The 25,463-nt window shown below is 72.4% G+C and carries 23 protein-coding genes; 14 read left to right on the top strand and 9 right to left on the bottom strand.

Features of this window, described 5'->3' with window-relative positions:
• A complete protein-coding gene (nadA, locus tag BH708_RS15445) occupies positions 1-1,350 on the bottom strand; it encodes a quinolinate synthase NadA (RefSeq protein ID WP_076809933.1) in 1,350 nt (449 codons plus the stop codon).
• A gap of 26 nt (positions 1,351-1,376) precedes the next feature.
• Complete coding sequence (locus tag BH708_RS15440) at positions 1,377-2,063, bottom strand: NUDIX domain-containing protein (protein WP_076811405.1); 687 nt, start codon at positions 2,061-2,063, stop codon at positions 1,377-1,379.
• Positions 2,064-2,364: 301 nt separating this feature from the next.
• On the opposite strand from BH708_RS15440, the gene BH708_RS15435 reads away from it, so the two are divergent.
• Positions 2,365-3,702 carry an MFS transporter gene (locus BH708_RS15435; RefSeq protein ID WP_076809932.1) on the top strand — a complete coding sequence of 446 codons (1,338 nt, stop codon included), beginning with the start codon at positions 2,365-2,367 and terminating at the stop codon, positions 3,700-3,702.
• On the opposite strand, the gene BH708_RS15430 is transcribed toward BH708_RS15435, so the two are convergent.
• Complete coding sequence (locus BH708_RS15430; RefSeq protein ID WP_076809931.1) at positions 3,692-4,612, bottom strand: DUF817 domain-containing protein; 921 nt, start codon at positions 4,610-4,612, stop codon at positions 3,692-3,694. The two genes, BH708_RS15435 and BH708_RS15430, sit on opposite strands and share 11 nt — an antisense overlap.
• Positions 4,613-4,898: 286 nt before the next feature.
• Here BH708_RS15430 and BH708_RS15425 point away from each other — a divergent pair, with 286 nt between their 5' ends.
• Positions 4,899-6,395, top strand: a complete 1,497-nt coding sequence (locus BH708_RS15425) for a glutamate--cysteine ligase (RefSeq protein ID WP_076809930.1) — start codon at positions 4,899-4,901, stop codon at positions 6,393-6,395.
• Positions 6,396-6,630: 235 nt separating this feature from the next.
• Complete coding sequence (locus BH708_RS15420) at positions 6,631-7,626, top strand: bile acid:sodium symporter family protein (RefSeq protein ID WP_076809929.1); 996 nt, start codon at positions 6,631-6,633, stop codon at positions 7,624-7,626.
• 100 nt (positions 7,627-7,726) lie between these two features.
• Here BH708_RS15420 and BH708_RS15415 read toward each other — a convergent pair whose 3' ends face one another.
• Complete coding sequence (locus tag BH708_RS15415) at positions 7,727-9,526, bottom strand: BCCT family transporter (protein ID WP_076809928.1); 1,800 nt, start codon at positions 9,524-9,526, stop codon at positions 7,727-7,729.
• A gap of 304 nt (positions 9,527-9,830) precedes the next feature.
• Positions 9,831-10,319, bottom strand: coding sequence for a DUF2306 domain-containing protein (locus tag BH708_RS15410; RefSeq protein WP_076809927.1), 489 nt, complete (start codon positions 10,317-10,319; stop codon positions 9,831-9,833).
• A gap of 111 nt (positions 10,320-10,430) precedes the next feature.
• Here BH708_RS15410 and BH708_RS15405 point away from each other — a divergent pair, with 111 nt between their 5' ends.
• A complete protein-coding gene (locus BH708_RS15405) occupies positions 10,431-11,102 on the top strand; it encodes a MerR family transcriptional regulator (protein ID WP_076809926.1) in 672 nt (223 codons plus the stop codon).
• A 236-nt stretch (positions 11,103-11,338) separates the two neighbouring features.
• On the opposite strand, the gene BH708_RS20420 is transcribed toward BH708_RS15405, so the two are convergent.
• Positions 11,339-11,878 (bottom strand): type II toxin-antitoxin system HicA family toxin, encoded by a 540-nt coding sequence (locus BH708_RS20420; protein WP_253705357.1) that lies wholly within the window; start codon positions 11,876-11,878, stop codon positions 11,339-11,341.
• A gap of 430 nt (positions 11,879-12,308) precedes the next feature.
• On the opposite strand from BH708_RS20420, the gene BH708_RS15395 reads away from it, so the two are divergent.
• Together BH708_RS15395 and hrpB are read left to right on the top strand one after the other, a co-directional pair.
• Complete coding sequence (locus BH708_RS15395; protein ID WP_076809925.1) at positions 12,309-12,854, top strand: hypothetical protein; 546 nt, start codon at positions 12,309-12,311, stop codon at positions 12,852-12,854.
• A 34-nt stretch (positions 12,855-12,888) separates the two neighbouring features.
• Positions 12,889-15,480 (top strand): ATP-dependent helicase HrpB, encoded by a 2,592-nt coding sequence (gene hrpB / locus BH708_RS15390; protein ID WP_076809924.1) that lies wholly within the window; start codon positions 12,889-12,891, stop codon positions 15,478-15,480.
• 132 nt (positions 15,481-15,612) lie between these two features.
• Here hrpB and BH708_RS15385 read toward each other — a convergent pair whose 3' ends face one another.
• Positions 15,613-16,275 carry a GPP34 family phosphoprotein gene (locus BH708_RS15385; protein WP_076809923.1) on the bottom strand — a complete coding sequence of 221 codons (663 nt, stop codon included), beginning with the start codon at positions 16,273-16,275 and terminating at the stop codon, positions 15,613-15,615.
• A 102-nt stretch (positions 16,276-16,377) separates the two neighbouring features.
• Between BH708_RS15385 and BH708_RS15380 the strand changes: the two genes are divergently transcribed.
• From BH708_RS15380 to BH708_RS15365, 4 genes are all read left to right on the top strand, one after another.
• Positions 16,378-16,845, top strand: a complete 468-nt coding sequence (locus BH708_RS15380) for a DUF3817 domain-containing protein (protein WP_076809922.1) — start codon at positions 16,378-16,380, stop codon at positions 16,843-16,845.
• Between the two features lie 225 nt (positions 16,846-17,070).
• Positions 17,071-18,249, top strand: coding sequence for a 23S rRNA (uracil(747)-C(5))-methyltransferase RlmC (rlmC, locus tag BH708_RS15375; RefSeq protein ID WP_076809921.1), 1,179 nt, complete (start codon positions 17,071-17,073; stop codon positions 18,247-18,249).
• Positions 18,250-18,360: 111 nt separating this feature from the next.
• Positions 18,361-19,077, top strand: coding sequence for an SRPBCC domain-containing protein (locus BH708_RS15370; protein ID WP_076809920.1), 717 nt, complete (start codon positions 18,361-18,363; stop codon positions 19,075-19,077).
• A complete protein-coding gene (locus tag BH708_RS15365) occupies positions 19,074-20,081 on the top strand; it encodes an asparaginase (RefSeq protein WP_076809919.1) in 1,008 nt (335 codons plus the stop codon). Before BH708_RS15370 ends, BH708_RS15365 begins: the two co-directional genes overlap by 4 nt.
• A gap of 232 nt (positions 20,082-20,313) precedes the next feature.
• On the opposite strand, the gene BH708_RS15360 is transcribed toward BH708_RS15365, so the two are convergent.
• Complete coding sequence (locus BH708_RS15360) at positions 20,314-20,736, bottom strand: VOC family protein (RefSeq protein WP_076811402.1); 423 nt, start codon at positions 20,734-20,736, stop codon at positions 20,314-20,316.
• A 211-nt stretch (positions 20,737-20,947) separates the two neighbouring features.
• Between BH708_RS15360 and BH708_RS15355 the strand changes: the two genes are divergently transcribed.
• Together BH708_RS15355 and BH708_RS15350 are read left to right on the top strand one after the other, a co-directional pair.
• Entirely contained in the window at positions 20,948-21,853 is a 906-nt protein-coding gene (locus BH708_RS15355; RefSeq protein ID WP_076809918.1) for a sulfurtransferase, read from the top strand.
• Positions 21,850-22,320 (top strand): SufE family protein, encoded by a 471-nt coding sequence (locus tag BH708_RS15350; RefSeq protein WP_076809917.1) that lies wholly within the window; start codon positions 21,850-21,852, stop codon positions 22,318-22,320. Before BH708_RS15355 ends, BH708_RS15350 begins: the two co-directional genes overlap by 4 nt.
• 188 nt (positions 22,321-22,508) lie before the next feature.
• On the opposite strand, the gene BH708_RS15345 is transcribed toward BH708_RS15350, so the two are convergent.
• Positions 22,509-23,372: a hypothetical protein gene (locus BH708_RS15345; protein WP_076809916.1), complete on the bottom strand. Its 864-nt coding sequence runs from the start codon at positions 23,370-23,372 to the stop codon at positions 22,509-22,511.
• Positions 23,373-23,541: 169 nt separating this feature from the next.
• On the opposite strand from BH708_RS15345, the gene dps reads away from it, so the two are divergent.
• The gene (gene dps / locus BH708_RS15340) at positions 23,542-24,033 is read left to right on the top strand and encodes a DNA starvation/stationary phase protection protein Dps (protein WP_076809915.1); all 492 of its coding nucleotides are present in this window, start codon (positions 23,542-23,544) and stop codon (positions 24,031-24,033) included.
• 65 nt (positions 24,034-24,098) lie between these two features.
• Positions 24,099-25,460: a M20/M25/M40 family metallo-hydrolase gene (locus BH708_RS15335; protein WP_076809914.1), complete on the top strand. Its 1,362-nt coding sequence runs from the start codon at positions 24,099-24,101 to the stop codon at positions 25,458-25,460.
• The last annotated feature ends 3 nt before the right edge of the window (positions 25,461-25,463 follow it).

Genomic DNA, 25,463 nt, shown 5'->3' with positions numbered 1-25,463 from the left:
TCAGCGCTCCGGGGTGGCGCTCGGCCGGGGCACGACGCTCGGCGTCGGGGCGGTGCCGCCCGACGCAGGCCTCGCCGCGAGCATCCGTTCCAGGGCCACCCGGGCGGGCTCGGCGACGTCCTCGCCGACGCCGATGCGGTTGATGACCTCGCCGTCCAGCAGCGATTCGAGCGCCCAGGCGAGGTAGCCGGGGTGGATGCGGTACATGGTCGAGCAGGGGCACACGACCGGATCCAGGCAGAAGATCGTGTGCTGGGGATGCTGGGCCGCCAGGCGCTGGACCAGGTTGATCTCGGTGCCGATGGCGAAGGTGGTGGGTTCGGTGGCACCGTCGATGGCGCGGCGGATGTAGTCGGTGGAGCCGGATTCGTCGGCCGCGTCGACCACGGGCATGGGGCATTCGGGGTGGACGATGACGCGCACGCCGGGGTGCTCGGCGCGGGCCGTGTCGATCTGGGCGGTGGTGAAGCGCTTGTGGACCGAGCAGAAGCCGTGCCAGAGCACCACCTTGGCGTCGTGCAGGGTCTGTTCGTCGTTGCCGCCGAGGGGTCGGCCGGGGTTCCACATCGGCATCTCGTCCAGGGAGATCCCCATGGCCTTGGCGGTGTTGCGGCCCAGGTGCTGGTCGGGGAAGAACAGCACCCGCTGCCCGCGCTCGAAGGCCCACTCCAGCACCGTCGAAGCGTTCGAGGAGGTGCACACGATGCCGCCGTGGCGGCCGACGAAGCCCTTGATGTCCGCGGAGGAGTTCATGTAGGTCACGGGGATGACCGGCATCCGGCCGTCGACCCCCGGCGTCTCGCCGCCGTAGACCTCCATGAGCTGCTCCCAGCACTCCTCGACCTGGTCGATGTCCGCCATGTCCGCCATCGAGCAGCCGGCGGCGACGTTGGGCAGGATCACGGCCTGGTCGGGCCCGGAGAGCAGATCGGCGGTCTCGGCCATGAAGTGCACCCCGCAGAAGATGATCGCCTCGGCCTCGGTGCGGGCCGTCGCGGCGGTGGCGAGCTGGAAGGAGTCGCCCACGTGGTCGGCGTACTGGATGACCTCGTCGCGCTGGTAGAAGTGCCCGAGCACCACCGCACGGTCCCCGAGCTCCGCCTTCGCGGCGCGGATCCGGCGGTCCAGCTCCTCGGCGCTCGCGTCGCGGTACTCCTGGGGGATCTCTCCCTGGCGCGGGGCGGCGGCCGGGATCGGGTCTGCCATCGAGGCGCCGGGGCCGTAGCCGGGGTCGCGGGCGTCGACGTCCCAAGGGGCATCGAGCAGCTCGGTGGAGCAGCTGCTGCCGGTGGTGGTGCCGGCCGAGATGTCGCGGAGGGTCAGGTCGACGGAGCTGTGGGTGGTGGTCATGGCGTGCTCTCCGGTGGGTTGTGGGGTCACTGGCCCGTGAGGGGGCCGTTGTCGGCGAGGTGGATGGATCGGTCGTGGCGGTAGAGGCGGGCCGGGCGGTGGCGTCCGCCGGTGCGGAAGGCGTCGGTCGCGACGAGGCGGCCCGAGGCCTCCATCTGGCGGCGGAAGTTGGCGGGGTCGAGGGTGCGCTGCAGGACCGCCTCATGGACGCCGCGCAGCTCCGCGAGGGTGAAGGACTCCCCCAGGAAGGCGGCGGCGATGCGGGAGTACTCGACCTTGTTGCGCAGGCGCCACAGGGCGTACTGAACGATCAGCGAGTGGTCGAAGGCCAGCTCGGGCACCTCGTCGGCGACGAACCACTGCACGTTCACGCCGGCCGCGCCGGCGTCGGCCTCCTCGGGGCGCACCAGCGCCCAGTAGACGACCGAGACGGTGCGCTCGGCGGCCGTGGGCGCCCGGTCCAGACCGCCGAAGGCGTAGAGCTGCTCGAGGTACTGCGGGGTCAGCTGCGTGGTCTCGCGCAGGTTCCGCGCGGCCGACGCGGCCAGCCCTTCGTCGGGGGTCAGCGGACCGCCCGGCAGCGCCCATCGTCCCTGGTGGGGAGCACGGATGCGACGCACCAGCGGGACCCACAGCGCCAGCCGACGGGTGGTCGGATGAGGGCGCAGGGCGAAGATGACCGTCGAGACGGCCAGGGAGATCGGATCGTTCATCATCGGCGACACCTCCTGTTAAAGTCCCGAGGACCTTTACTGGTGACGAGGACATTAGACTCACCGTGACCAGAAGAGGATGCTGTGACGCATTCGTGTGAGCGGCGTCACGAGATCGGTGACTTTAACTCGACCCGGGCCCGTGACGGGCCCGCGCCGACCCGCCGCCGCCGTCCCGGCTCCTGTGACGCCCCTCGCCCGCAGCCGCCGGGGCGGGAATGTTCCCGCGCCGAGCCGCGCTATGCCGACGGATGCGTGCACGGCGCATCCCGGTGCCCGCCGCGGCAGGAAGCGAGAGATCATGACGACCACTGCCGCACCGAAGGCCGCCGGCTCCCGCTCACCCTGGCGCATCGCCTGGGCGTCCATGGTCGGCACCTCGCTGGAGCAGTTCGACTTCTACCTCTACGCGTACTTCGCCGCGTTCTTCGTCGGCCCGCTGTTCTTCGAACCCCTGGGGGCGGCCGGTGCGACGCTGGCCTCCTTCAGCACGATCGCGGTCTCCTTCGTGATCCGCCCCGTCGGCGCAATCATCTTCGGACACATGGGCGACCGCCTGGGGCGGCGCACCACGCTGCTGTGGACCGTGACGCTGATGGGCGTGGCCACCGGGCTGATCGGGCTGCTGCCCACCCACGCGCAGGCCGGATGGCTGGGCGCCGTCGGACTGGTCGTGCTGCGCCTGCTCCAGGGCATCTCACTCGGCGGCGAGTGGGGCGGCTCCGTGCTGCTGGCCACCGAGCACGCCCACCCGCTCAAGCGCGCGTTCTACGCCGCGATCCCCCAGCTCGGCTCACCGATCGGCTCGATCCTCTCCGCCGCGGTGTTCATCGTCCTGTCGCTGACGCTGCCCGAGCAGGCCATGCAGGCGTGGGGCTGGCGAGTGCCCTTCTTCCTCGCCGTGCCGCTGCTGCTGGTCTCGCTGTACCTGCGCCGCCGGGTCGAGGAGACCCCGGTGTTCTCGCGCCTGGCCCGCACGGACAGCCGCGCCCGCCGGCCCGTGCTCGCCCTGCTGCGCACCCGTCCCCTGGCGCTGGTCATCGCGGTCGCGGTGGCCCAGCTGGGCATCGGCTCCTACGCGCTGATGAACACCTACACGATGAACTACGGCGCGGCGGTGCTGGGCTACCCCTTCCTGCAGCTGCTGACCGCCGCGACGATCGGCTCGCTGCTGCAGCTGATCACCGTGCCCGCCTTCGGAGCACTGGCCGCCCGCACCAGCTCGACGCTGGTGGTCGGCATCGGCGCCGCCGGCACCGCGCTGATCGCCTTCCCGATGTACTTCCTGCTGCAGTCGGCCGGATTCGGGGTGCTGGTGGCGATGATGGTGATCGGCGGCATCCTGCCCACCATGTCCTGGGCCGCGCTCGGCGGACTGATGAGCGACCTCTTCCCGGGCCGGCTGCGCTACTCGGCGCTCTCGCTCGCCTACGCGGTGGCGGCGACCGTGGGCGGCTTCGTCCCGCTGCTGACCTCGGCGCTGGGAACCTGGACGTCCCAGGCGTGGTGGCACCCCGGCCTGGTGCTGGTCGCGCTGTCGGCGGTGACGCTGGTGGCCGCGATCGCCGCGGCGCGGGAGGGCCGACGGCGCGCAGGCGCGGAGGCCGGGCCCGAGGCGGAGGACACGATCAGCGCCTGACGCGGTCGCGCTCTCCCTCCTCGTTCCGGGCGCTTGCCGCGTCCGGCTCCCGCGGCCGGTGCACGAGGGTCACCAGCACCACGGAGATCATCATCAGCAGCAGCCAGGAGATGAACTTCGTCAGCGGCACGAGCTGCCAGCCGGCCGCCTGGTGCGGGTAGATCCAGGCCCCCGCCCAGGTCCCCACGTTCTCGGCGATCCAGAGGAAGAAGGCGACGCCGACGAAGGCGAGCAGGATCGGCATCCGGAACCGGGCGCCGCCGCGACGGTTGCGAAAGGTCATCACGCACGGCGCGTACAGCCACGCCACCAGCAGGAGCAGCACCCAGCGGGCGTCGGGCAGATAGTGGTGGGTGAAGAAGTTCGCGTAGATCGCCGCGGCCAGCAGGGCCGTCGCCCAGATCGGGGGGTAGCGCAGGAACCGCAGGTCGAACAGGCGCATCACCCGGACCATGTAGGAACCGACGGCGGCGTACATGAACCCGGAGTACAGCGGGACACCCCCGATCCGCAGCAGGCCGTCGGTCTCGTAGGACCAGGAGCCGACGTGGGTCTTGAACACCTCCATCGCGGTGCCGACGACGTGGAAGAGCATGATCACCCACAGCTCGCGGCCTCCTTCGAGGCGCAGCACGAGCATCGCCGCCTGCACGGCGACGGCCGCGATCACCAGGGCATCGCTGCGCCTCAGGAGCGCGTCGTCGGGGTAGACGAGACGGGCGAGGACCAGCAGCACGAGCATCGCGGCCCCGAAGACGCATGCCCAGGCCTGCTTCGCGGTGAACACGCCGAGCTCCAGGAGACCTCGACGCAGTGGCCCGGCCTCGGCCGGGACCGCGTTCGAGCGCCGGTGCGCCCAGGTGTCGAGGCGCTCCTCGAGCGGGGTGAATCCGCGGTGGTCATGGCCCATGGCCGAGAGCCTAGGGAGGCCTGAGAGGCATTCGGCGGGGACACGGGTCGGGCCCTGGGCAGGAGTTGTCAGGATTCCGTGGAGACCGCTCGCAGCTCCGCGGGGACGGGTCGGTGACGCGGATGGTGTCCCCGGCGCCTTCTCGTGCAGGGCACGGGTGGCAGGTCGACGGCCGGCACGGCAGCACCGGCCGACCGACTGTTCCGTCCTGCGGCGCCGGCTTCGCCGTCCGGGCCCGTCGTGCTTGGATGAACCACACCCGCCCCGCCACGCTCCGGAGGTCCCCATGGGACGTGAGATCGGCACCACCGAGTACACCCGTTCGCAGCGCACCCGCTATCGCCACGAGCTGCGACGCAACCTCGACCTGTTCGAGTCGTTCCTGGACACCGCCGAGTTCATCGACGAGGGGACCGTCGGCATCGAGCTGGAGATGAACCTCGCCGAGATCGCTGACATGTCCCCGGCGCTGCTGGTCGACACGCTCCTGCAGGATCTGGACGACGCGCAGTACGTCCACGAGATCGGCCGCTTCAACCTCGAGGTGAACCTTCCGGTCACCCACCCCACCGGCAGCGGGCTGCGCGATCTCGAGCTGGAACTGGCGGAGAAGATCGACCGGGCGGACCTCGCCGCCCGCCGCCGCGGCGCCCGGGTGATCCCCATCGGCCATCTGCCCACCGTCACCGAGGAGCTGTTCACGGGCGACGCCTGGCGGGCGCCCGGACCTCGCTACGAGGCGCTGGAGAACAGCGTCATGGAGGCCCGCGGCGAGGAGATCACCCTGCGCATCGAGGGCGAGGGCAAGGGAGTGGAGGCCACCTTCGACTCGATCGCCCCGGAATCGGCCTGCACCTCGATGCAGCTGCACCTGCAGGTTCCCCCGGAGCAGTTCGCCCCGGCCTGGAACGCGGCCCAGGCGATCGCGGGCCCTCAGGTCGCCCTCGCGGCGAACTCGCCGTTCCTGCTGGGCAAGCGACTGTGGCACGAGAACCGGATCCCCACCTTCGTCCAGGCCCTGGACACCCGGCCACCCGAGCTCGCCACCCAGGGGGTGCGCCCCCGGGTGTGGTTCGGCGAGCGTTGGATCACCTCGATGTTCGACCTGTTCGAGGAGAACGTGCGGCTGTTCCCGGCACTGATCCCCGAATCCCGCGACATGGCCGAGGAGCCGCTGCTGACCGAGGGCGCCGCTCCGCGGCTGCACGAGCTGCGGCTGCACAACGGCACGGTGTGGCGGTGGAACCGCCCGATCTACGATCCCGGGACCGACGTGCCGCACCTGCGCCTGGAGAACCGGCTGCTGCCGGCCGGGCCGTCCCCCGCGGACATGGCCGCCAATGCCGCCTTCTTCTACGGGCTCGTCCATGCGCTCGTGCACGAGCGGCGGCCGCTGTGGTCGCGGATGAGCTTCGAGCAGGCCGACGAGGCGTTCCAGCAATGCGCCCGCTGGGGCCTGGAGGCGCGGGTGAGCTGGCCGCGGGTGGGCCGGGTGCGGGTCGCGGACCTGCTGATCGAGCAGCTGATCCCGCTGGCCGTGGACGGGCTGCGCGACCTGGGGGCCGACGCGGAGGTCGCCGAGCACTACGGCGAGATCCTCACCGGGCGGGCCCGCACCGGTCGCAACGGCGCCCGCTGGCAGATCGACACGGTCACCTCGCTCGAGGTGCGCGGGGCGAGCCGCGCGGAGGCTCTGGAGGAGATGACCCGGCTGTACCGCTCGGGAGTGGACTCCGGGGACCCCGTGCACGACTGGCCGGTGCCGGCGCGCCGACGGACCTGAGGCGAGGCCCGCCCCCGGGGCGACGGCACCTCACGCCCGAAGCGCCGAGCATCTCTGGTCTCGCATCCGGTGGCGGTGTACGAGCACCCTGAGGCCTATGCGGGGCAGGCTGCTCGGATACCGCCCCTGAACGCAATCTGGCCGGCGAGGGGCCGTGGGCCGTGGGCGCTCGACCGGAGGGTCTGCACGCTGAGACGCTGTTCTCGCATCTCGGACACGGTCGTACCCTTCCGCCATGACCTCCTCAGCTCCTTCCCCCACCACCGAGAAGAGCGCCCGCACGCTCACTCAGGAGGACCGGTCCGCGCGCATCGCCGTGACCGTCTTCCCCGCCCTGATCCTCGCCTCGGCCGCCTTCGCCTTCTTCGTGCCGGCGGCCGGCCAGGCGATCGCGCCGCTGACGAGCGTCTTCCTCGGCGTCATCATGTTCGCGATGGGGCTGACGCTGACGATTCCCGACTTCGCACTGGTCGCGCGCCGGCCGCTGCCCGTGCTGATCGGCGTGGTCGCCCAGTACGTGATCATGCCGCTGGTGGGCCTGGGGGTCTCCGTGCTGCTGCAGCTGCCGCCGGAGCTCGCCGTCGGCGTGATCCTGGTCGGCTGTGCCCCCGGCGGCACCAGCTCGAATGTCATCTCCTACCTCTCCAAGGCCGATACCGCCCTGTCGGTCACGATGACCTCGATCTCCACCCTGCTCGCCCCGATCTTCACCCCGTTGCTGACCCTGTGGCTGGCAGGCTCCTACCTGCCGATCGCCGCGGGAGACATGGCGCTGTCCATCGTGCAGATGGTGCTGATCCCGGTCATCGGCGGCATCGTGGTGCGCCTGCTGCTGAGCCGGCTCGTCGACCGCGTGCTGCCCGCCCTGCCGTGGGTCAGCGTGGTCGGCATCTCCCTGGTGGTGATCGCCGTGGTCAGCGGCTCCACCGAAGCGATCGTCTCGGCCGGCGCCCTGGTGCTGCTGGCCGTCGTCCTGCACAACGGCATCGGGTACCTCGCCGGCTACTGGCTGGCCCGGTTGCTGCGGCAGGGCGAGCGCGCCTCGCGGACCACCTCGATCGAGGTCGGCATGCAGAACTCGGGCCTCGCGGCGACGCTGGCCGCGACGGCCTTCAGCCCGGCCGCGGCGCTGCCCGGGGCGATCTTCTCGATCTGGCACAACCTCTCCGGCGCGGTGCTGGCGATGTACTACCGCCGCAGCACCGACACGCATCAGGGAGATCCGGCCTGATCGGTCCGGCGACGACCTGACGAGGGCCGACGATCCCCAGCTCGGATCGTCGGCCCTCGGTCGGTCTCGGTCGGTCTCGGCGCCGCCGCCTGCCTCCGGATCAGCGGGACTCCGGGCGTCCTCCCTCCGGCAGATCCGCCCGGCCGCTGCCGGTGCGGGCGGGAAGGGTGGCGTGGCTGGAGACGCCGTTCTCCTCAACCTCCTCGACGTCTTCGTACGGGTCGCGCAGGACGGGGATCTCGGTGGTGTAGGTGGGCTCGACGACGTAGTCCTCGGTGTCGTACTCCTCGTCCTCCTCGCGGCGCTCGTACTCCTCCGGCGGCAGCACCTGCGCCCACTCGCGGGTCTTCACCTGCGGCAGCTCGCCCGCATCCTCCTGCAGCGCCCTGTACAGGGCGTACATCTGGAAGAAGCCCATGATGAAGAACGGCAGGCCGACCAGGATGATCGTCGACTGCAGCGCTTCGAGGCCGTTGGCCCCGGAGAACACCAGCAGCGTCGCCGTGATCACCCCGATCGCCACGCCCCAGAAGATGCGCTGGCCGAGGGGGTTGTAGTCCTCGTGCCCGTTGGCCATCGAGTCGGTGACCAGGGCGGCGGAGTCCACCGAGGTCACGAAGAAGATGATCACCAGGATGATCGCCACCGCGGAGACGAAGAACGCCGCGGGATAGTGGCTGAGGAAGGCGAACAGGGCCCCGGGGATGTCCCCCTCGCCGACCACCCGGTCGACCAGTCCCCTCTCCCCGTTGAGCTCGATGTTGAAGGAGGAGAAGCCGAAGATCCCGAACCAGACCACGGAGAACGCGGACGGCACGGCGAGCACGCCGGCGACGAACTGGCGGATGGTGCGGCCCTTGGAGATGCGGGCGATGAAGATCCCGACGAAGGGGGACCAGGTGATGGTCCAGGCCCAGTAGAAGACCGTCCAGGTGTTCTGCCATCCGGTGTTCGCGAAGGTGTCGTTCCACAGGGCGAGCTCGGGCAGGGCCACCAGGTAGCTGCCGAAGGACTCGATGGTGCCCTTGAGGACGAACAGCGTGGACCCACCGGCGAACAGCACGAAGATCAGCAGCAGGACCGCCGTGACGATGTTGATGTTCGAGAGGACCTTGATGCCCTTGTCGAGGCCGAGCGAGACCGAGATCAGGGCCAGGCCGCACACCACGCCGATGATGATCAGCTGCCAGCCCGCGTTCTCCGGCATGCCGAACAGCTGATTGAGGCCGCCGTTGATCTGCAGGGTGCCCAGGCCGATGGAGACGGCGATGCCGAAGACGGTGCCCACGATCGCAACCACGTCGATGAGCTTGCCGATGGGGCCGTGGATGCCCTCGCCGAGGATGGGCTGGAAGATGGAGCTGACCCGCGGCGGCAGGTTGCGCTTGTGGATGAAGTACGCGAAGCACAGCGCCGGCAGCGTGAAGATGGTCCAGGTGTGCAGCGTGAAGTGGTAGTACGTGAAGTTCATGGCGTCCTTGGCGGCACCCCAGGTGCCCGCCTCGATGCCCAACGATTCGCCGCGCGGGGGATCACCGAAGTGGCTGACCGGCTCGGCGACGCCCCAGAACATGAGGATCGAGCCGATGCCGGCGGCGAACAGCATGGCGAACCAGGCGCCGCCCGAATGCTCCGGGGGTTCCTCGTCCGGGCCCAGCTTCACACGCCCGAAGCGCCCCACGGCGATCATGATGAGGAACGCCAGGAAGACCGTCACGCCCAGGATGTAGAACCATCCCAGGTTCGTCAGCAGCCAGTCCGAGGCAGCGGAGACCGCCGTGTTCAACGGGTCGGTGAAGGCGATCGTGCCGACCACGAAGGCGATGATGATCGCCGCCGAACTGAAGAAGATCGCCGGCGAGGTGCGCAGGCGCAGGGCGTCGTGCAATCGGGTCAGCATGGTCGTGACTCCTCGTCGTCCCGGCCGCGCGGAGAGTCCTGCGGATCATCACTCCGGCGGCGAGCGTCGTGTGGGTTCCTGGTCAGTCCGGCGAGTATCGCACGTCACATCCGGGGCACGGGAACCGGCGCGCAGCTGCCGAGCGGACGCGGGGCGGGCCAGGGCCCGGGCTCGGGCTCGGGCTCGGGCTCGGGCCCGGGCTCGGGCGAGGCTCCCGGGGAGTCCGCCACCGCCGATGTCCCGGCGGACGTCGAGATCGCCGAGGTCGGCTGCACGGATCCCGGCGTCGCCGGCGGAGACGAGGTCACGGTCCCGGTCGACTGACCGCCGCCCGCTGCCGGATCGGCCCCGGGCGGATCGTGACCAGCGCGAAGGCGGCGACCGTCGCGGCCACCGCGAGAAGGGTCACCAGGACCACCAGCGGTTCGCTGCGCAGCAGCTGCGGGATCAGTCGCGTGGGCACCAGCGCCGCGAAGGCGAAGGCGGTGAGGGTGCCGAGGTAGGAGCCGACCATGAATCCGCGGTGCATGGGGACGTTTCCGCGGCGGATCGAGACGATCGCGATCACCAGGCACACGAGGGTCCAGATCGACAGGCCGTGCAGCCAGGAGAAGCCGCCGGGCATGATGCCGAAGCTCGAGGAGCACACCACCAGCATCGCCGCGGCCCAGCTCGCCCCGAGCAGGCGGTGGGCCCCGTCCCGGCGGCGCCGCAGGATCTGCAGCGGGCCCAGCAGCAGGACGTACAGCGCGGCGACCGCATGTACGACGACGACCGGGGTGACGGCTTCCATGGGACGCACGATAGTGTGGCTATCCACGACGCGCCATCAAGATAGTCACTGGTCGTCGCACTATCCGCGCCCCGTGTCACGGGACCGGGTAAGCGGAGGACGGAGAACCGGATGCTGCTGCACGAGCTGTCGGCCACGAGCGGCTGCTCCGCCGCGTCGATCAAGTACTACCGGCGCGAAGGGCTGCTGCCCGCCGGCGAGCGCCTCACCGCCACGCGCCAGGAGTACGGGCCCCACCACCTGGAGCGCCTGCAGCTGATCCAGGTGCTGCGCGAGATGGCCGACGCCCCGATCGCGCGGATCCGAAGCCTCACCCGACGGCTCGATGACCCCGAGGTCCCGCTGCTGCGCTGCCTCGAGGAGGCGCAGGCCATCGCGCTGGGTGCGGACACCGTGGGCGGCGCACCCGCGGCCGGGCGCCCCGAGCACCCTTCGGTCGCCGCGCTGCTGGCACGGATGGACTGGCCCGACGTCGACTCCGTCCCCCGTCGGGCGCTCGATGACGTGCTGCACACCCTGTCCGGCTGGGAGATGCCCGACGGGATCGAGACGGTGATGCGCTACGCGGAGCCGATGGCCCGGATCGCCCGCGGCGACGTCGAGCTCCTCCAGGGTGACCCAGGCGACATCGACGATCCGAGCGAGCCCGGAGTGCCCGGCGATGACCTGGTCATCCTGCGCGCGGTGGCCGGGACGATCGCTTTCGACCGCATGATCCAGGTGCTGCGCGCGCTCGGACATGTCTCGCTGAGTGTGCAGGCCAGCGCGACTCCCAGGGAATGAACAGCGCTGTCGCAGACCTTTTTGGGGGACGGGGTGTGTACTCGTTCCCAACGCGTCACCGGAGGAACCGCTGACTGAGGAGGAGGCGGATTCCGCTGTTCCGGGACGCGGGGGAAAGGGATGGCCCCGGCCCGTGGGGACGGGCCGGGGCACTTTCTCGTCCGGGGGCCGACGTGGGGACGGACCGGGGTCGGCATCCGGCTGAGCCGTGAGGCAGAGCGCTCCGGACTCTGCCGTCAGCGCCGCAGATCGATCCCGAACACGCGCCGGATCTGGGCGACGGCGTGGCGGGTGAAGCGCCGGTCCGACGGGGTGGAGGCGAACGGCACCGCCAGCCCGGGATGCTCAGGATGGGTGACGCGGCCATGGGTCGAGCCCGGCGAGATCACGAAGCCGGCGCTCTCCAGGCGTGCCACCAGCTCCCGTCGGCTGGTGGGATGGCGGGTTCCCTTCCCGCCCCGTGCGCTCGGCCCGGCGGCGTCCTCGGCGGCATCGAGCGCGCTCTCGTACTCCTCGGGCCGGACCGAGAGCGCGTACCGGGTCGAGAACGCCCCGATCACGACGTTGTCCGCCCGGCGCACCTGCACCACGAGATCCTCCCGCAGGAAGTGGTCGCTGGTCCCGGCGTCCGCCGTCCAGGCGTCCTGCGGATCGGCGACCGTCTCCACGACCCGGGCCGTGGTCAGCCCGCTCACGCCGACGGTGCGGATCGTCTCCTCGTCCACCCGCAGGGGGCGCGGCAGCGGCCGGGGGTCCTCAGGGGCGAGGGTGTGCACGGCGTCGGACGGCGGCGTCGACAGCGACCGGGGTGGTTCCAGGCCCCGGGTCCGGCGGCGCGGGAGCACATCGGAGGGCTGCGCGGCCGGGTCCGTGGTCCCGGGGGCGGCAGGGCCCGCCGCCGTCGATCCGGACGCCGCGGATCCGGACGCTGCGGAACCGGACGCTGCGGATGCGGACGCGGCGGAACCAGTCGCCGTGGATCCGCTCTCCGAGCGACCGGTCGCGGAGTAGTCCACCGGGCGCACCCGTCGCGCGGGATCCGTGCGCCCGCCCAGAACCTTCGGGGTGGGTCGGGCCGACCTGCGCCTGTTCGTCGCCATGGCCTCCCCGTCCTCGCTGCGTCGTGCCGGTGCCCTCCGATGGTGGCATGCCCCGGCACCTGACGTACCGTGGGTCGTCCCCGTCGTCCGACCTGTGAGGTTCCGCGTGACCGCCAGCGCCCCGTCCCATCGCTCCGCCCGCGCCCGGCTCACCGGTGCCCTGTTCGCTCTCGCGGTGCTCGCCGCCGGATGCACCGGGGGCGAGGAGCCCGCCCCGGAGGGCGCCCCGGCGGTCTCGGACGGCGGTGGTGCCTCCGACGGGGGCACGGGTGGGGGTGGATCCGATGATTCCGGTGCGTCCGACGGCGGCGGGCAGACCGCGGCCGCTCTCCCCCGGGATCCGTACCCCGTGACCCCGGCCCCGGACGACTTCGAACCGCCCGAGCCCTGTTCCGGGGAAGGTGCCTACTACGCGGAGGTGGGCGGGACCGGCACCCCGGACCTGCCCGAGCGCGCCGGGGAATCGCTCACCATCGAGGCGACCGGCATCGAGGGGGCCGACGCCCAGCTCACGGCCACTCTCGGCGAGGGCGATCCCCGGGAGATCGAGGACATCACCCTCGGCGAGACGGTCAGCATCGACCTGTGGACCCTGTCGGTGACCAGCGTCTGCGAGGAGACCGAGCAGGTCGAGTTCGACCTCATCAACTGAGGGGACCCGGCCGGTGAGGCGGCATGATGGGTGGATGCCCGCCGCACCGTCGTCCCCGCACCGCTTCGACCTCGACGCCATCGGTGCGGACCTCCCGGTGGCCGCGGCGCGCGCCGAGCTCGAGGCCGCCGCGAACAGCGGCGCGATGGTGGTCACCGCCTCACCCGGCACCGGCAAGACGACACTGGTCCCGCCTCTGGTCGCGAACCTCTCCGGCGGTCTCACCCTGGTCACCCAGCCCCGTCGGGTGGCGGTGCGGGCCGCCGCCCGGCGCGTCGCCCAGATGGACGGCTCGGCCCTCGGCGGCCCGGTGGGGTTCACGGTGCGCGGGCAGCGGAAGGTCGGCGCGGACACACGGCTGGAGATGCTCACTCCGGGCGTCCTGCTGCGCCGCCTGCTCGCCGACCCGGAGCTGCCCGGGGTCGCCGCGGTGCTGCTCGACGAGGTCCATGAGCGGTCCCTGGAGACGGATCTGCTGCTGGGCATGCTCGCCGAGGCCCGACAGCTGCGGGGTGACCTGCTGGTCGGCGCGATGTCCGCGACGCTCGATGCCGCGGCGGTGGCGGACGTGCTCGACGGTGCCTCGATCGTCGAGGTGCCCAGCGCTCTGCATCCGCTCACCCTCTCCTACGCCCCCTCCGCCGCCCCGCGGCTCGACGCTCGCGGCATCACCCGCGACTATCTCGACCACCTCGCCCGCACGACCGCCCGGGCCCAGCGGGAGCAGGACACCGATGCACTGGTCTTCGTCCCGGGTGCCCGGGAGGTCGACGAAGTGGTCTCCCGCCTGCAGGGCCTGGTCGGCGAGGAGATCGAGGTGCTCGCCCTCCACGGCCGCCTCCCGGCAGCCCAGCAGGACCGCGCCACCGGGGGCCGCCGCCCGGGGGATCCACCGAGGATCGTGGTCTCGACCGCGCTCGCGGAGAGCTCCCTGACCGTGCCCGGCGTGCACCTGGTGGTCGATGCGGGGCTCTCCCGCGAGGTGCGGCGGGACCGGGGCCGGGACATGTCCGGCCTGGTCACGGTCAGCGCCTCGCGCGCCGCGGCCGAGCAGCGGGCCGGGCGCGCCGCCCGTCAGGGCCCGGGCGTCGCGGTGCGGGTCTTCGCGCAGTCCGATCTGGCCGGGATGCCGGCGCAGTCCCCGCCGGCGATCACGGCCACGGATCTCACCGATGCGGCCCTGTGGCTCGCCTGCTGGGGCACGCCTCGCGGGGACGGCCTGCCCCTGCTCACTCCCCCCCCGGCCGGCGAGATCGCCGCCGCTGAGCGGACCCTGCAGGCCCTCGGCCTGGTGGACGACGAGGGCAGGCCGACGCCCTCCGGCACCCGCGTGGCCCGGATGCCCGTCGGGGTGCGGGAGGCCCGTGCGCTGGTCGACGGTGCGCAGCGCCTGCCCGCGAAGGACGCCGCCCGCACCGCCGCAGAGGTCGTCGCGGCCGTGTCCGACGACCACCGGCCGGCGGGCGCGGATCTCCCCCGGCTCCTCGCGGACCTGCGCGCGGGCCGTGCTCCGGGCGCCGAGAGATGGCGACGCGAACGCGACCGCCTCGCCCGCATCGCGGCCGACGCCGTCCGCGACGGACGACGCGGGGACCCCGCCGCGGCCCTCACCGCGACGGACGCCTCCGAGCAGGCCGGGGCGATCCTGGCCCTGGCCCGGCCCGAGCGCATCGCCGTCCGCACGGCCGACGGGTCCCGCTCCTACCTGCTGGCCTCGGGCACCCGGGCCGCGCTTCCCGAGGGCAGCGGCCTGCTGGGACAGCAGTGGCTGGCCGTGTGGGAGGTGCAGCGCGCCGACGGCCGGGCCGCCGATGGCACCGGCGCCGTGATCCGTGCCGCCGCGCCGCTGGCCGAGGAGGACGCCTTCCTCGCCGGGGCGGAGCTGCTGGCCTCGGAGCGCACCGCGCACCTGGAGGGCGCCGCGGTACGGGCGCGGGAACGACGGACGCTCGGCGCCATCGAGCTCGTCTCGACGCCGGTGGCCGCGACCGCGCAGGACACCGTGCCCGCGGTGCTCGCGCAGGTGCGGTCCCGGGGCCTCGCGGCACTGGGGATGACCGGCCCGGCGCGGGCGCTGCGCGCCCGGCTGGCCCTGCTGCACCGGGAGCTCGGCGCGCCGTGGCCCGCGATGGACGAGGACCGTCTGCTCGCGGACCTGGAGGCGTGGCTCGCCCCGCAGCTGTCGGCCCGTACCACGCGGATGAGCTCGATCGACGTGACCAGCGCGCTGCGGTCCCTGCTGCCGTGGCCGGAGGCCGCCGAGCTGGCCGCGCTGGCACCGGAGCGGCTCGCGGTCCCCTCGGGCTCCAGCGTGCGCATCGACTACCCCGAGCCCGATGCCGAGGACGGCCGTCCCGTCGTCGCGGTGAAGCTGCAGGAGGTCTTCGGTCTGGCCGAGACCCCGCGCCTGGTGCGGGGCCGGGTCCCGGTGCTGTTCCACCTGCTGTCCCCGGCGCGTCGGCCGCTCGCGGTCACCGACGACCTGCGCTCGTTCTGGGACGGGCCGTACCGGCAGGTACGCAAGGAGATGCGCGGCCGCTATCCCAAGCATCCCTGGCCGGAGGATCCGTGGACGGCTCCGGCGACCGCGCGCACGAAGCAGGGCCGGAGCCGCAAGGGTCCCTGACCAGCCTGCACGAAGCAGGTGCGGTGCCGCCGGAGCCGCCGGGGCCGGCGCTCAGTCCGCGGATCCGGCGGATCCGCGGGGATGCGTCGGCTCAGCCTGAGGGACTCGGCGGCTCCACGCGGATGCGTCGGCTCAGCCTGCGGATGCGCCGGCGCCGGCGCCGGCGGCGACCGCGATCATCGCCGCGCTCATGTCGTCCATGACCCTCCGGACCGCCGTCGCGGCGGGGGCGTCGATCTCGAGTGCGGCGATGGCGGCATCGATCTCGCGGCGCGACATCCCCTCGAGATCCTCGCGCAGGATCCGATGGGCGATCCGCAGGGAGCGGAGCATCTCCAGCAGGATCCCGTCCTGCAGACTGGCGCGGCCCGGCTCCCGGATGGCTGTCGCGAGGCGCGCACGCAGCGTGGATTCGAGGGAGGCGTCCTGCGCGGGCCAGGAGGTCACGAACCAGCCGTCCTTGCGGGTCACGGCGCCGACGGCGGCCATGGATTCGCCGATGACCTCGGTGAGGTCCAGGCTGCGATGGGAGATGGCGGAGCGCAGACGGCGACCGTCCAGCTCGGTGAGGGCGCCGAGGGCCTGGTCCAGGACGGGGATCCCCAGCGAGGAGGGGTCGGCGACCTGCACCCGGGGGCTGCGGTCCTCGGACAGATCGACCTTCTCGCGCAGCACCAGCTCGGCGACGGCGGCTCCGGCCAGGGCCTGCCGGCGGTACTGGGTGGCTTCCTGGCGGCCGGCGTCATTGGTCAGCAGCAGGAAGAGCTCTGCGGGGATCGTGGTCGTGGTCGTCATCCCTCCAGTGTGGTCGGCGGCATCACCCCGTGTGCATCCACCGATCGTCGGAGGAGGATCGGTCCTCGGTCGAGGTTCAGGTGTGCCTGGCACGATGGCCGCATGCATCTGATCTCGACGCCGTCGCGCCTGTACCGGGTCCTCGCCCTCGCCGAGATGGTCACCTGGACCCTGTTGCTGGCCGGCATGTTCGTGAAGTACGTGCTGCAGTCCACCGAGCTCCTCGTCCGCATCGGCGGGGGCCTGCACGGCTTCACCTTCCTCGCCTACATCGTCGTGACGGTGCTGGTCGCGGTGGATCAGCACTGGAGGCTCCGCGATCTCGCGCTGGGCCTCGGCTCGGCGATCATCCCGTACATGACGGTGCCCTTCGAGCACTCGGCGCGGCGCCGCGGAATGCTTCAGGAGAGCTGGAGGCTGCGCACGCAGCCGGGCCGGAACGCTCCGGAGAAGGTCGCCGCCCTGGCACTGCGCCATCCGCTGCCGGCGGCCGTGATCGCGATCATCGTGGTGGCCGTCGTGTTCTCGGTGCTGCTGTCTCTGGGCCCTCCCACGCAGTGGTTCTCCTGAGCGGCGCCGCCCACCGCCGGTCAGCGGTCGTGACCCGTCGTGACCCGACGAGACCCGTCGAGGCCCGATGCTCCGCTGCCAGCTCGGGCGCCGCCGATCGCATCCGGCGCCCGTGAGCACGAGATCCCCCTGGCGCCCGTGAATACGAGATGCCCTCGACGCCCCGGGATGCGTGGCGGCGGCGTGACCCCCGCCGGCCTCGCCGTGGGCTCGTAGACTGCCCCCGTGCGGTGCCACCATTTCGAGTCCGGTCAGTGCAGGTCATGCACCCTGCTGGACCTCCCCCGGCCGCGTCAGGTCGCGAGGGCCCGCGAGCGTGTGGAAGAGCTGCTGGCCCCGTACCTCGCCGTCGGTGCCGCGTGGGGAGCGCCGATCCTCGGTCCCGACGGCGGCTTCCGCGCCCGCGGCAAGATGGCCGTCGGCGGGACCGCCCAGGATCCGATCCTGGGCCTGCCCGGCCAGAAGCTCGGCGCCGACCTGTGCGACTGCCCTCTGTACCCCGACGGTGTCGAGGAGGTCCTCGAGGGGGCCAAAGCCCTGATCCGTCGGGCGCAGGTGCCGCCGTACGATGTGGCGCGACGCCGTGGCGAGCTGAAGAACGTCCTGGTCACCGCGTCTCCCCACGGGGAGCATCTGCTGCGTCTGGTGCTGCGCAGCGAGAACGCGCTGGGTCGGATCCGCGAGCACCTGCCCACCCTCCTGGCGGCGCACCCGTCGGTGATCGGGGTCAGCGCGAACATCCACCCCGAGCACACCACCCGGGTCGAGGGCGAGCAGGAGATCCGCCTGGCCGGTGCCCCGTCGATCGCAGTGCGCACCGGGGACGTGACCCTGTTCGCCCGAGCGCAGTCCTTCCTGCAGACCAACACTGCGGTCGCCGGCGATCTGTACCGCCAGGCGGCGACCTGGATCCGCGAGATCGCCGAGGAGCGCGCCGTCACCGGCGCCCCGGCCCCACGTCTCTGGGACCTCTACTGCGGCCTCGGCGGCTTCGCGCTGCATGCCGCCCGGACCGTCCCCGCGGCGCACGTCACCGGTGTCGAGGTGTCCTCCGAGGCGATCGAGGGCGCTCGCGAGGCCGCCGACGCCGAGGGGGTCCGGGCCACCTTCCTGGCCGCGGACGCCACCGCCTGGGCGATCCGCGAGGCCACCGGACCGGAGGGCCCACCGGACGTGGTGGTCGTGAACCCGCCCCGCCGGGGCATCGGCGGCGAGCTGGCCGAGTGGCTCGAATCCTCCGGGATCCGCGACGTCGTCTACTCCAGCTGCAACCCCGAGACCCTGGCCACCGACCTCGCGGCGATGCCCTCGCTCCGCATCGTCGCCGGGCGCTTCGTGGACATGTTCCCCCACACGGCGCATGCGGAGGTCGTCGTGCGTCTGCGCCGCACCGCCGGACCCTGACACAGTGGGACCCGCAACCCGCCTCCCCGCACCGCACCCAGCCGACCCATCGCGCCGCCCCGACCTGCCGACACCCGTCGGCGCCCTGCATCCCGCCGACCGAGGAGCCTCATGACACCCTCCCCCGTGACCCCCGATTCCCAGCTCCACGACGTCACCCGCGCCGTCTCCCCCGCGAAGGACGGCAACACCGTCTCCCTCGCCCAGAGCTTCGCCGTCGCTCCCGAGGAGCTGTGGTCGGCGCTCACCAGCGGGGACCGCCTCGCCGCATGGTTCGGTCGCGCCGACGGCGAGATCGTCGAGGGCGGACGCTTCGAGCTGCCGGACATGGAGACCAGCGGCCGCGTCCTGACCGTCGAGGCTCCGAGGCGTCTCCTGCTGACCTGGGAGTTCGCCAAGAGTGTGAGCGAGATGGAGCTGCTGGTGACCCCCGAAGGGCCCACGACCCCCGAGGAGGCCGCGGCCCATGGGCGGCCCGCGACCCCGGAGGACGCCGACGAGAGCGATGCTGAGCAGCGCACCCGCTTCGAGCTGCGCCACACCGTCCCGGCCGACGCGCACTGGGCGACCTTCGGGCCGGCCGCGACCGGCTGCGGCTGGGACGGGGCGCTGTACGGCCTCGCCCTGCACCTCGAAGACCCGTCGGCCGCGCTGCTGCCCCGGCTGGGCGCCTTCGCCTCCTCTCCCGAGGGCGCTGCGTTCACCCGCGCCACGGCCGACGCCTGGTACGCAGCGCACGTCGCCTCCGGCGCGGACCGCAAGCCCGCCCGCAAGGCATCGGTCCGCACCGCCGCGTTCTACCTCGGCGAGGAGCCCGAGCTCTCGTGACGACACCCTCCGCCCCGTCGGCCGCCGTCACCCTGCTGACCCTCGGCGGCACCATCTTCATGACCCAGGACGCCTCCGGCGGGCACGCCGCTCCGGACGACGACGCCGCAGCGCGCCTGGCGGGCACCCTGGTCGACGGGGTCGCGCTCACGCCGCACCAGATCGCCAACGTCTCCTCCTCCGACGTGCGCCCGCGTCACCTGCGGGCGGTGCTCGAGCGCGCGCGACGGGCGGTCGACGGCGGGGTCGACGGCGTGGTCCTCACTCATGGCACCGATACCCTCGAGGAGTCCGCATTCCTGCTGCACCGCTTCTGGGACCGTGAGGCACCGCTGGTGGTCACCGGGGCGATGCGTCCGGCGAGCGCCCCGGGGGCCGACGGGCCGGCGAACCTGCGCGATGCGGTGGCCGCTGCGGCCTCGCCCACGACCCGAGGGCTCGGCGTGCTGGTGGTCTTCGACGGCCAGGTGCATCTGGCGGACCAGGTCACCAAGACCTCCTCCCGCGCGCTCTCGGCCTTCGCCTCGGAGCCGTCGGGCCCGGTGGGGATGGTCGACGGGGCCGACGTGCGCCTGCTGCACCGGGGTCCCGGTCGCGCCGCGCTCCGTTCCGGCACGCTGCCCGAGAGCCTCCCCCGGGTCCCGACGGTGATGGCCGGTCTCGACGACGACCTGGACCTGCTCGAGCACGTGCCGGCCGGCGCGATCGCCGGCCTGGTGATCGCCGGGGTGGGGATGGGGCACGTCTCCCCCGCCGCGATGCCGCGCCTGCGCGACCTGATCTCGGCCGGGGTCCCGGTGGTGGTCGCGACCCGCATCGCCTCCGGCGGCACCTCCACCCACCATTACGCCTACCCCGGCAGCGAGGTCGACCTGCTGGACGCCGGTGCGGTGATGGCCGGCTTCCTGCCGCCCGCGAAGGCTCGACTGCTGCTGCAGGTGCTGCTGACCGAGGGGGCGAGCGCCGAGGAGATCCGCGCGTCCTTCGCGGCCCACGCCTCGTGACCCGACGCGGCGCCCGCAGACCCGGGCGGGGCACCCGCACAGGACCCGGACGCGGTCCGCGCGCCCGGGTGGATCACCCCGCGGTGCGGCAGGTGCGGGCGACGGGGACGTCGACCACGCTCATGGCGTCGTCCGGGATCACCACCAGGCGGCCGTGCTCACTCCGGCTCCCGGGCGACGGGTGCGGCGGCGGCGTCGCTCGGGGCAGAGCCGGCGGTCGCGGCACCTGTGGTCACGAGCCCCGGATCAGGCAGAACGGGTGCCCGGCCGGGTCGAGGAACACCCGGAAGCTGCCGGAGGTGGAGGGCTGGTGCTCGTGCACCGTGGCGCCGAGCGCGAGCACCTGGGGTTCGGCCGCATCGATGTCCGGCACGGACAGATCCAGGTGGACCTGCTGGGGGTGGGCGCCGCCCGGCCAGGTGGGGCGCTGGTAGTCGTCGATGCGCTGGAAGGCGAGGGTCGCCTCCCCGTCGGGATTCTCCGGGGTGATGCCGCCGCGCGGCGGATCGAGGGTCGCCCAATCCCGGTCCGAACCGTCCTCGAGCGGCCACCTCATCAGTCCCGAGTAGAAGGTCGCCAGCTCCATCGCGTCAGGGCAGTCGAGGATGATCAGGTCGAGACGGGGGGTGATGGGTTCCTGCTCCAGGTTCTCCATGAGGCCACCGTAGGAGTCGGAGGCCGCCAGGGGAAGGACCACGCGCCCGGCGATCCGGCCCCGCACGACTCGGGGCCGACGATCCGCCCCGCACGCGTCGGGCCGGGCACCTCGATCCCGTGTCCGCTCGCGGCGCAGGGCCCGCTTGCCCACTGCCCAGGCTGTGGTGACAGACTGGACCCGGTCCACCCAGCGTCCGAAAGGTGCCCCCATGACCGTTGCTGCTGACCAGACTCCCGCCCTGCAGGAGTACGCCCACCCCGAGAAGCTCGTGACCACCCAGTGGTTGGCGGACCAGCTCGGCGCCGAGGGGCTGGTCGTCGTCGAGTCCGACGAGGACGTGCTGCTGTACGAGACCGGGCACATCCCCGGTGCGGTGAAGGTCGACTGGCACCTGGACCTCAACGACCCGGTCACCCGCGACTACGTCGACGGCGAGGGCTTCGCGGCGCTGATGGACGCCTCCGGCATCACCCGCGAGACCACCGTGGTGATCTACGGGGACAAGTCGAACTGGTGGGCGGCCTACGCCCTGTGGGTCTTCGAGCTGTTCGGCCACCCGGACGTGCGCCTGCTGGACGGCGGCCGCGCCGCCTGGGAGGCCGAGGGGCGCGAGATGACGACCTCGACCGCCGCCGCGCCGGCGGCCACGTCGGGCTACCCCGTCGTCGCCCGCGAGGATGCCCCGATCCGCGCCTACCGCGAGGACGTGCTGGACTTCCTGGGCGGCCAGCTGGTCGACGTGCGCTCCCCGCAGGAGTTCTCCGGCGAGCGCACCCATATGCCCGACTACCCGCAGGAGGGCACCGTGCGCGGCGGCCACATCCCCTCGGCCCGTTCGGTGCCGTGGGCCCGCGCCGCCGCCGAGGACGGACGCTTCAAGCCCCGCGCGGACCTCGAGGCCATCTACCTCGGAGAGCTGGGCTTCGACACCTCCGCGCCCGTGATCGCGTACTGCCGCATCGGTGAGCGCTCCGCCCACACCTGGTTCGCCCTGACGTACCTGCTCGGCTTCGAGGACGTCCGCAACTACGACGGCTCCTGGACCGAGTGGGGCAATGCCGTGCGCCTGCCCATCGCCGTCGGCCCCGAACCGGGCGAGGTCCCGGCCCGATGAGCACCGGATCGACCCCCGCCGACGGCGCCGAGCTGCCCGCGGCCTTCGCCGAGATCGCCGACGACTTCCACGCCCTCGGCGGGAAGGACCGCCTGCAGCTGCTGCTGGAGTTCTCGAACAGCCTGCCGCCGCTGCCGGACCGCTATGCGGACCATCCCGAACTGCTCGAACCGGTCCCGGAATGCCAGTCGCCGATCTTCCTGGCCACCGAGGTGGACGGCACCGGTCGGGAGGCGACGGCGCACCTGTTCTTCTCCGCTCCGCCGGAGGCGCCGACCACCCGCGGATTCGCCTCGATCCTCGCCGAGGCGCTCGACGGCCGCTCCGTCGGAGACGTGCTGGACACGCCCGAGGCGGTGACCGGGCAGCTGGGCCTCGCGGAGGTGGTCAGCCCGCTGCGACTGAACGGCATGTCCGGGATGCTCGCCCGCATCAAGCGCCAGCTGCACGAGAAGGCCGGCCTTTGAACGGTTGATCCGCTGAGCATCGCGGCGCCGGGCCCCGATCGGGCCCCGGCGCCGCTCACTCGCGTGACGCACCCCCTTGCTCTGCGATACAGAGCGTCAGGTCGCCACGCTGCTCGAGGAGACCCGCCACGGCATCTCCACGATCCTCGCCGGCCCGGCCCCGTCGTCGCCCGGACAGGACTGAGCGCTCAGCGCTTCGCGCCGGAGCCGGAATCGGTCCCGCCCGACCTCCCCTCGCCCTTGCCGTACTTCTCGTAGGCCTTCTCGGCTCCGGTGCGCAGGACGCCGAAGGCGGTCCGACCGGCTTCGGACTGCGCGAAGTCGTACGCGGCCCGCGCCCGCCGCGCGAAGCCCTGCCGCTCCTCATCGGTCGCGCCCGCGGCCCCCGGGCCGCGGACGGGAGAGGTGAAGCGCTCGGCGTCCGGCTCGCCGGTCTCGATCCGCTCGTGCCGTTCGAGGGCGACCTTCAGCTCGAGCGGCACCGTCACCTGACGCACGAGCACCGCGCGCACGTCCTCGCGGATCCGGGTCGCCTGCACGGTAAAGAATTGCTCGACATCTTCCACCTCGCCGTCCTCCAGCTCTCCGTCGAGCTCGACGGCCCGCTGCAGCACGTAGGACGCGAGATCGGCGGCGACCTCCGGGGAGAGCCCGTAGCGGTCCGCGGAGGTGGGCGCCCTGCGCAGGTCGACCGCGTCCTCGCGCTCCAGCGGGCTGGGGACGATGTCGAGCGCTGACAGGACGTCCTCGACGACGGCGTGGAAGCTCGCATCCCCGGCCACATCGGCCCGTCGCAGCTCCGCGCGAGAGATCTCCTCGGGCAGCCGCACCCGGGTGACGCCCTCTCGGGCGAACTCGTCCTGGGCGGCACGGCGCACGAGCCGGCGGGCGGCGCGGATCAGATCGTCGGGATCGGCGTCGCGCGGGATCTCCGGGCCGATCGCCCGGGCATCGGCGAGGATCCTCGCGCGCGTCGCGGCATCCCGGGACCGGCGGCGCACAGCGGTCGGGACGGCGGAGAGCCGTCCTCTCAGGGCGCTGATCGGCTTCACGGGATCCTCCTGCGGGTCGGCGAGGCTGCACAGGGGTCCATCGTACGGACGGGCGGTCGTACCGATCGGTCCAGGGGCGCCGCGCCCGCCGGGAACAAAGGCCCTTCCCCGACGCGTTGATCCGAGTGACGACCCGATCACCACAGCACGCCCTCAGACAGGAGATGACATGGCTGACCTCTCGTACACGGTTCCCGGACTCGGCACGGACGACTCCGTGCGGCTGGTCGAGACGCTGCAGGACCGCCTGCACGCGATGAACGACCTGCAGCTCACGCTCAAGCATGCGCACTGGAACGTCACCGGCCCCCGCTTCATCGCGGTCCACGAGATGATCGACCCCCAGGTCGAGGACGTCCGCGGGTACGCCGACGACCTCGCCGAGCGCATCGCCCAGCTGGGCGCCTCGCCCGTCGGCACCCCCGGCCGCCTGGTCTCCGAGCGCAGCTGGAGCGACTACACCGTCGGCAAGGCCGACACCCAGGAGCATCTGCGCGCCCTCGACGCGGTCTACGACGGGATCATCGCCTCGAACCGCAAGTCCATCACCCTGGCCGGCGAGCTCGACCCGATGACGGAGGACCTCCTGATCGAGCAGACCCGAGGCATGGAGAAGTTCCAGTGGTTCATGCGGGCCCACCTGGAGGGCTCTGAGGGCTGAGACCCTCACCGGGTCCTCCGCCCCGCCGAGTACGGTGAGGGCCCCGACCCCGAGGAGGACCCGGTATGCCCATCGCCGACCCGACCGCCGACGAGCTCGTCCAGCTGCAGGACGAGGCGGTGGAGTTCACCCGCGACCTGATCCGGATCGACACCAGCAACTTCGGTGGGGACGACCCCGCGAGCTGGGGCCCGGGTGAGGCGGAAGCGGCGGACTACGTGGTCGCGAAACTGCGCGAGGTGGGACTCGCGCCCGAGGTGCACGAATCCGCGCCGGGTCGGCCCAGCGTCTTCGCGCGGCTGCCCGGCCGGGATCGCGAGCGCGGCGGCCTGATCCTGCACGGCCACCTGGACGTGGTGCCGGCGCGCGCCGAGGACTGGTCGGCCGACCCCTTCGGCGCCGAGATCCGCGACGGGATGATCTACGGCCGCGGCGCCGTGGACATGAAGGACATGGTCGGGATGATCCTGGCCCTGGCGCGGCACCTCGCCCGCACCGGGCAGACGCCGCCGCGTGACCTGCTGTTCGCGTTCTTCGCCGACGAGGAGAACCGCGGCATCTGGGGCTCGGAGTGGATCGTCGAGCACCGGCCTCACCTGTTCGACGGCATGACCGAGGCGATCAGCGAGGTCGGCGGCTATTCGATCACCCTGCCCGAGCAGGACACCGGCGAGCAGGTGCGCGCCTACCTCCTGCAGACCGCGGAGAAGGGACTGGTGTGGGGCCGGTTGCGGGCGGCGGGCCGCGCCGGGCACGGCTCGGTCCCCAACCACGAGAACGCCATCGTGCGTCTGTCCCGCGCGATCGCCGCGATCGACGAGCACGTCTTCCCCACCGAGTTCATCGCGAGCGTCCGCGCCCTGTTCGACGGGGTCACCGAGATCACCGGCATCGGCTGGGACGAGGACGACGTCGACGCGTTCCTGCCGCTGATGGGCGGGGCACGCCAGTTCGTCTCCGGCACGCTCAGCGACTCGACGAACCTGACGATGCTCAGCGCGGGATACAAGGGCAACGTCATCCCGCAGACCGCCGAGGCGACCTTCGACGCCCGCTTCCTGCCCGGCCATCAGGAGCAGCTGCTCACGCTGCTGGACGAGCTGACCGGCGAGCACGTCGAGGTGATCGTCGACGACGTCGGCAACTCGGTGGACTCCCCGCGCGAGGGCGCCCTGGTGGACGTGATGACCCGGTCGATCCAGGCAGAGGACCCCGGATCCCGGGTGCTGCCCTACTGCCTCAGCGGCGGGACCGACAACAAGCCGCTCTCGCGGGAACTGGGCATCATCGGCTACGGCTTCGCGCCGCTGCGGCTGCCTGCCGATCTGGACTTCGCCCCGCTGTTCCACGGCGTCGACGAGCGGGTTCCGATCGAGGCGGTCCGGTTCGGGGCGCGGGTGCTGCTGCGCCTGGCACGCGACTGCTGAGAG

Origin of the sequence: Brachybacterium sp. P6-10-X1 (assembly GCF_001969445.1) — a bacterium.
Taxonomy (GTDB): domain Bacteria; phylum Actinomycetota; class Actinomycetes; order Actinomycetales; family Dermabacteraceae; genus Brachybacterium.
Note: the sequence above shows the minus strand (reverse complement) of the source record. Positions and strands in the feature narration are given on the sequence as shown.

What these genes read in the sequence shown, in the direction of transcription:
- nadA (WP_076809933.1), bottom strand. Translation starts at nt 1,350, where the DNA reads ATGACCACCACCCACAGCTCCGTCGACCTGACCCTCCGCGACATCTCG.
- BH708_RS15440 (WP_076811405.1), bottom strand. Translation starts at nt 2,063, where the DNA reads ATGAACGATCCGATCTCCCTGGCCGTCTCGACGGTCATCTTCGCCCTG.
- BH708_RS15435 (WP_076809932.1), top strand. Translation starts at nt 2,365, where the DNA reads ATGACGACCACTGCCGCACCGAAGGCCGCCGGCTCCCGCTCACCCTGG.
- BH708_RS15430 (WP_076809931.1), bottom strand. Translation starts at nt 4,612, where the DNA reads ATGGGCCATGACCACCGCGGATTCACCCCGCTCGAGGAGCGCCTCGAC.
- BH708_RS15425 (WP_076809930.1), top strand. Translation starts at nt 4,899, where the DNA reads ATGGGACGTGAGATCGGCACCACCGAGTACACCCGTTCGCAGCGCACC.
- BH708_RS15420 (WP_076809929.1), top strand. Translation starts at nt 6,631, where the DNA reads ATGACCTCCTCAGCTCCTTCCCCCACCACCGAGAAGAGCGCCCGCACG.
- BH708_RS15415 (WP_076809928.1), bottom strand. Translation starts at nt 9,526, where the DNA reads ATGCTGACCCGATTGCACGACGCCCTGCGCCTGCGCACCTCGCCGGCG.
- BH708_RS15410 (WP_076809927.1), bottom strand. Translation starts at nt 10,319, where the DNA reads ATGGAAGCCGTCACCCCGGTCGTCGTCGTACATGCGGTCGCCGCGCTG.
- BH708_RS15405 (WP_076809926.1), top strand. Translation starts at nt 10,431, where the DNA reads ATGCTGCTGCACGAGCTGTCGGCCACGAGCGGCTGCTCCGCCGCGTCG.
- hrpB (WP_076809924.1), top strand. Translation starts at nt 12,889, where the DNA reads ATGCCCGCCGCACCGTCGTCCCCGCACCGCTTCGACCTCGACGCCATC.
- BH708_RS15385 (WP_076809923.1), bottom strand. Translation starts at nt 16,275, where the DNA reads ATGACGACCACGACCACGATCCCCGCAGAGCTCTTCCTGCTGCTGACC.
- BH708_RS15380 (WP_076809922.1), top strand. Translation starts at nt 16,378, where the DNA reads ATGCATCTGATCTCGACGCCGTCGCGCCTGTACCGGGTCCTCGCCCTC.
- BH708_RS15370 (WP_076809920.1), top strand. Translation starts at nt 18,361, where the DNA reads ATGACACCCTCCCCCGTGACCCCCGATTCCCAGCTCCACGACGTCACC.
- BH708_RS15360 (WP_076811402.1), bottom strand. Translation starts at nt 20,736, where the DNA reads ATGGAGAACCTGGAGCAGGAACCCATCACCCCCCGTCTCGACCTGATC.
- BH708_RS15355 (WP_076809918.1), top strand. Translation starts at nt 20,948, where the DNA reads ATGACCGTTGCTGCTGACCAGACTCCCGCCCTGCAGGAGTACGCCCAC.
- BH708_RS15350 (WP_076809917.1), top strand. Translation starts at nt 21,850, where the DNA reads ATGAGCACCGGATCGACCCCCGCCGACGGCGCCGAGCTGCCCGCGGCC.
- dps (WP_076809915.1), top strand. Translation starts at nt 23,542, where the DNA reads ATGGCTGACCTCTCGTACACGGTTCCCGGACTCGGCACGGACGACTCC.
- BH708_RS15335 (WP_076809914.1), top strand. Translation starts at nt 24,099, where the DNA reads ATGCCCATCGCCGACCCGACCGCCGACGAGCTCGTCCAGCTGCAGGAC.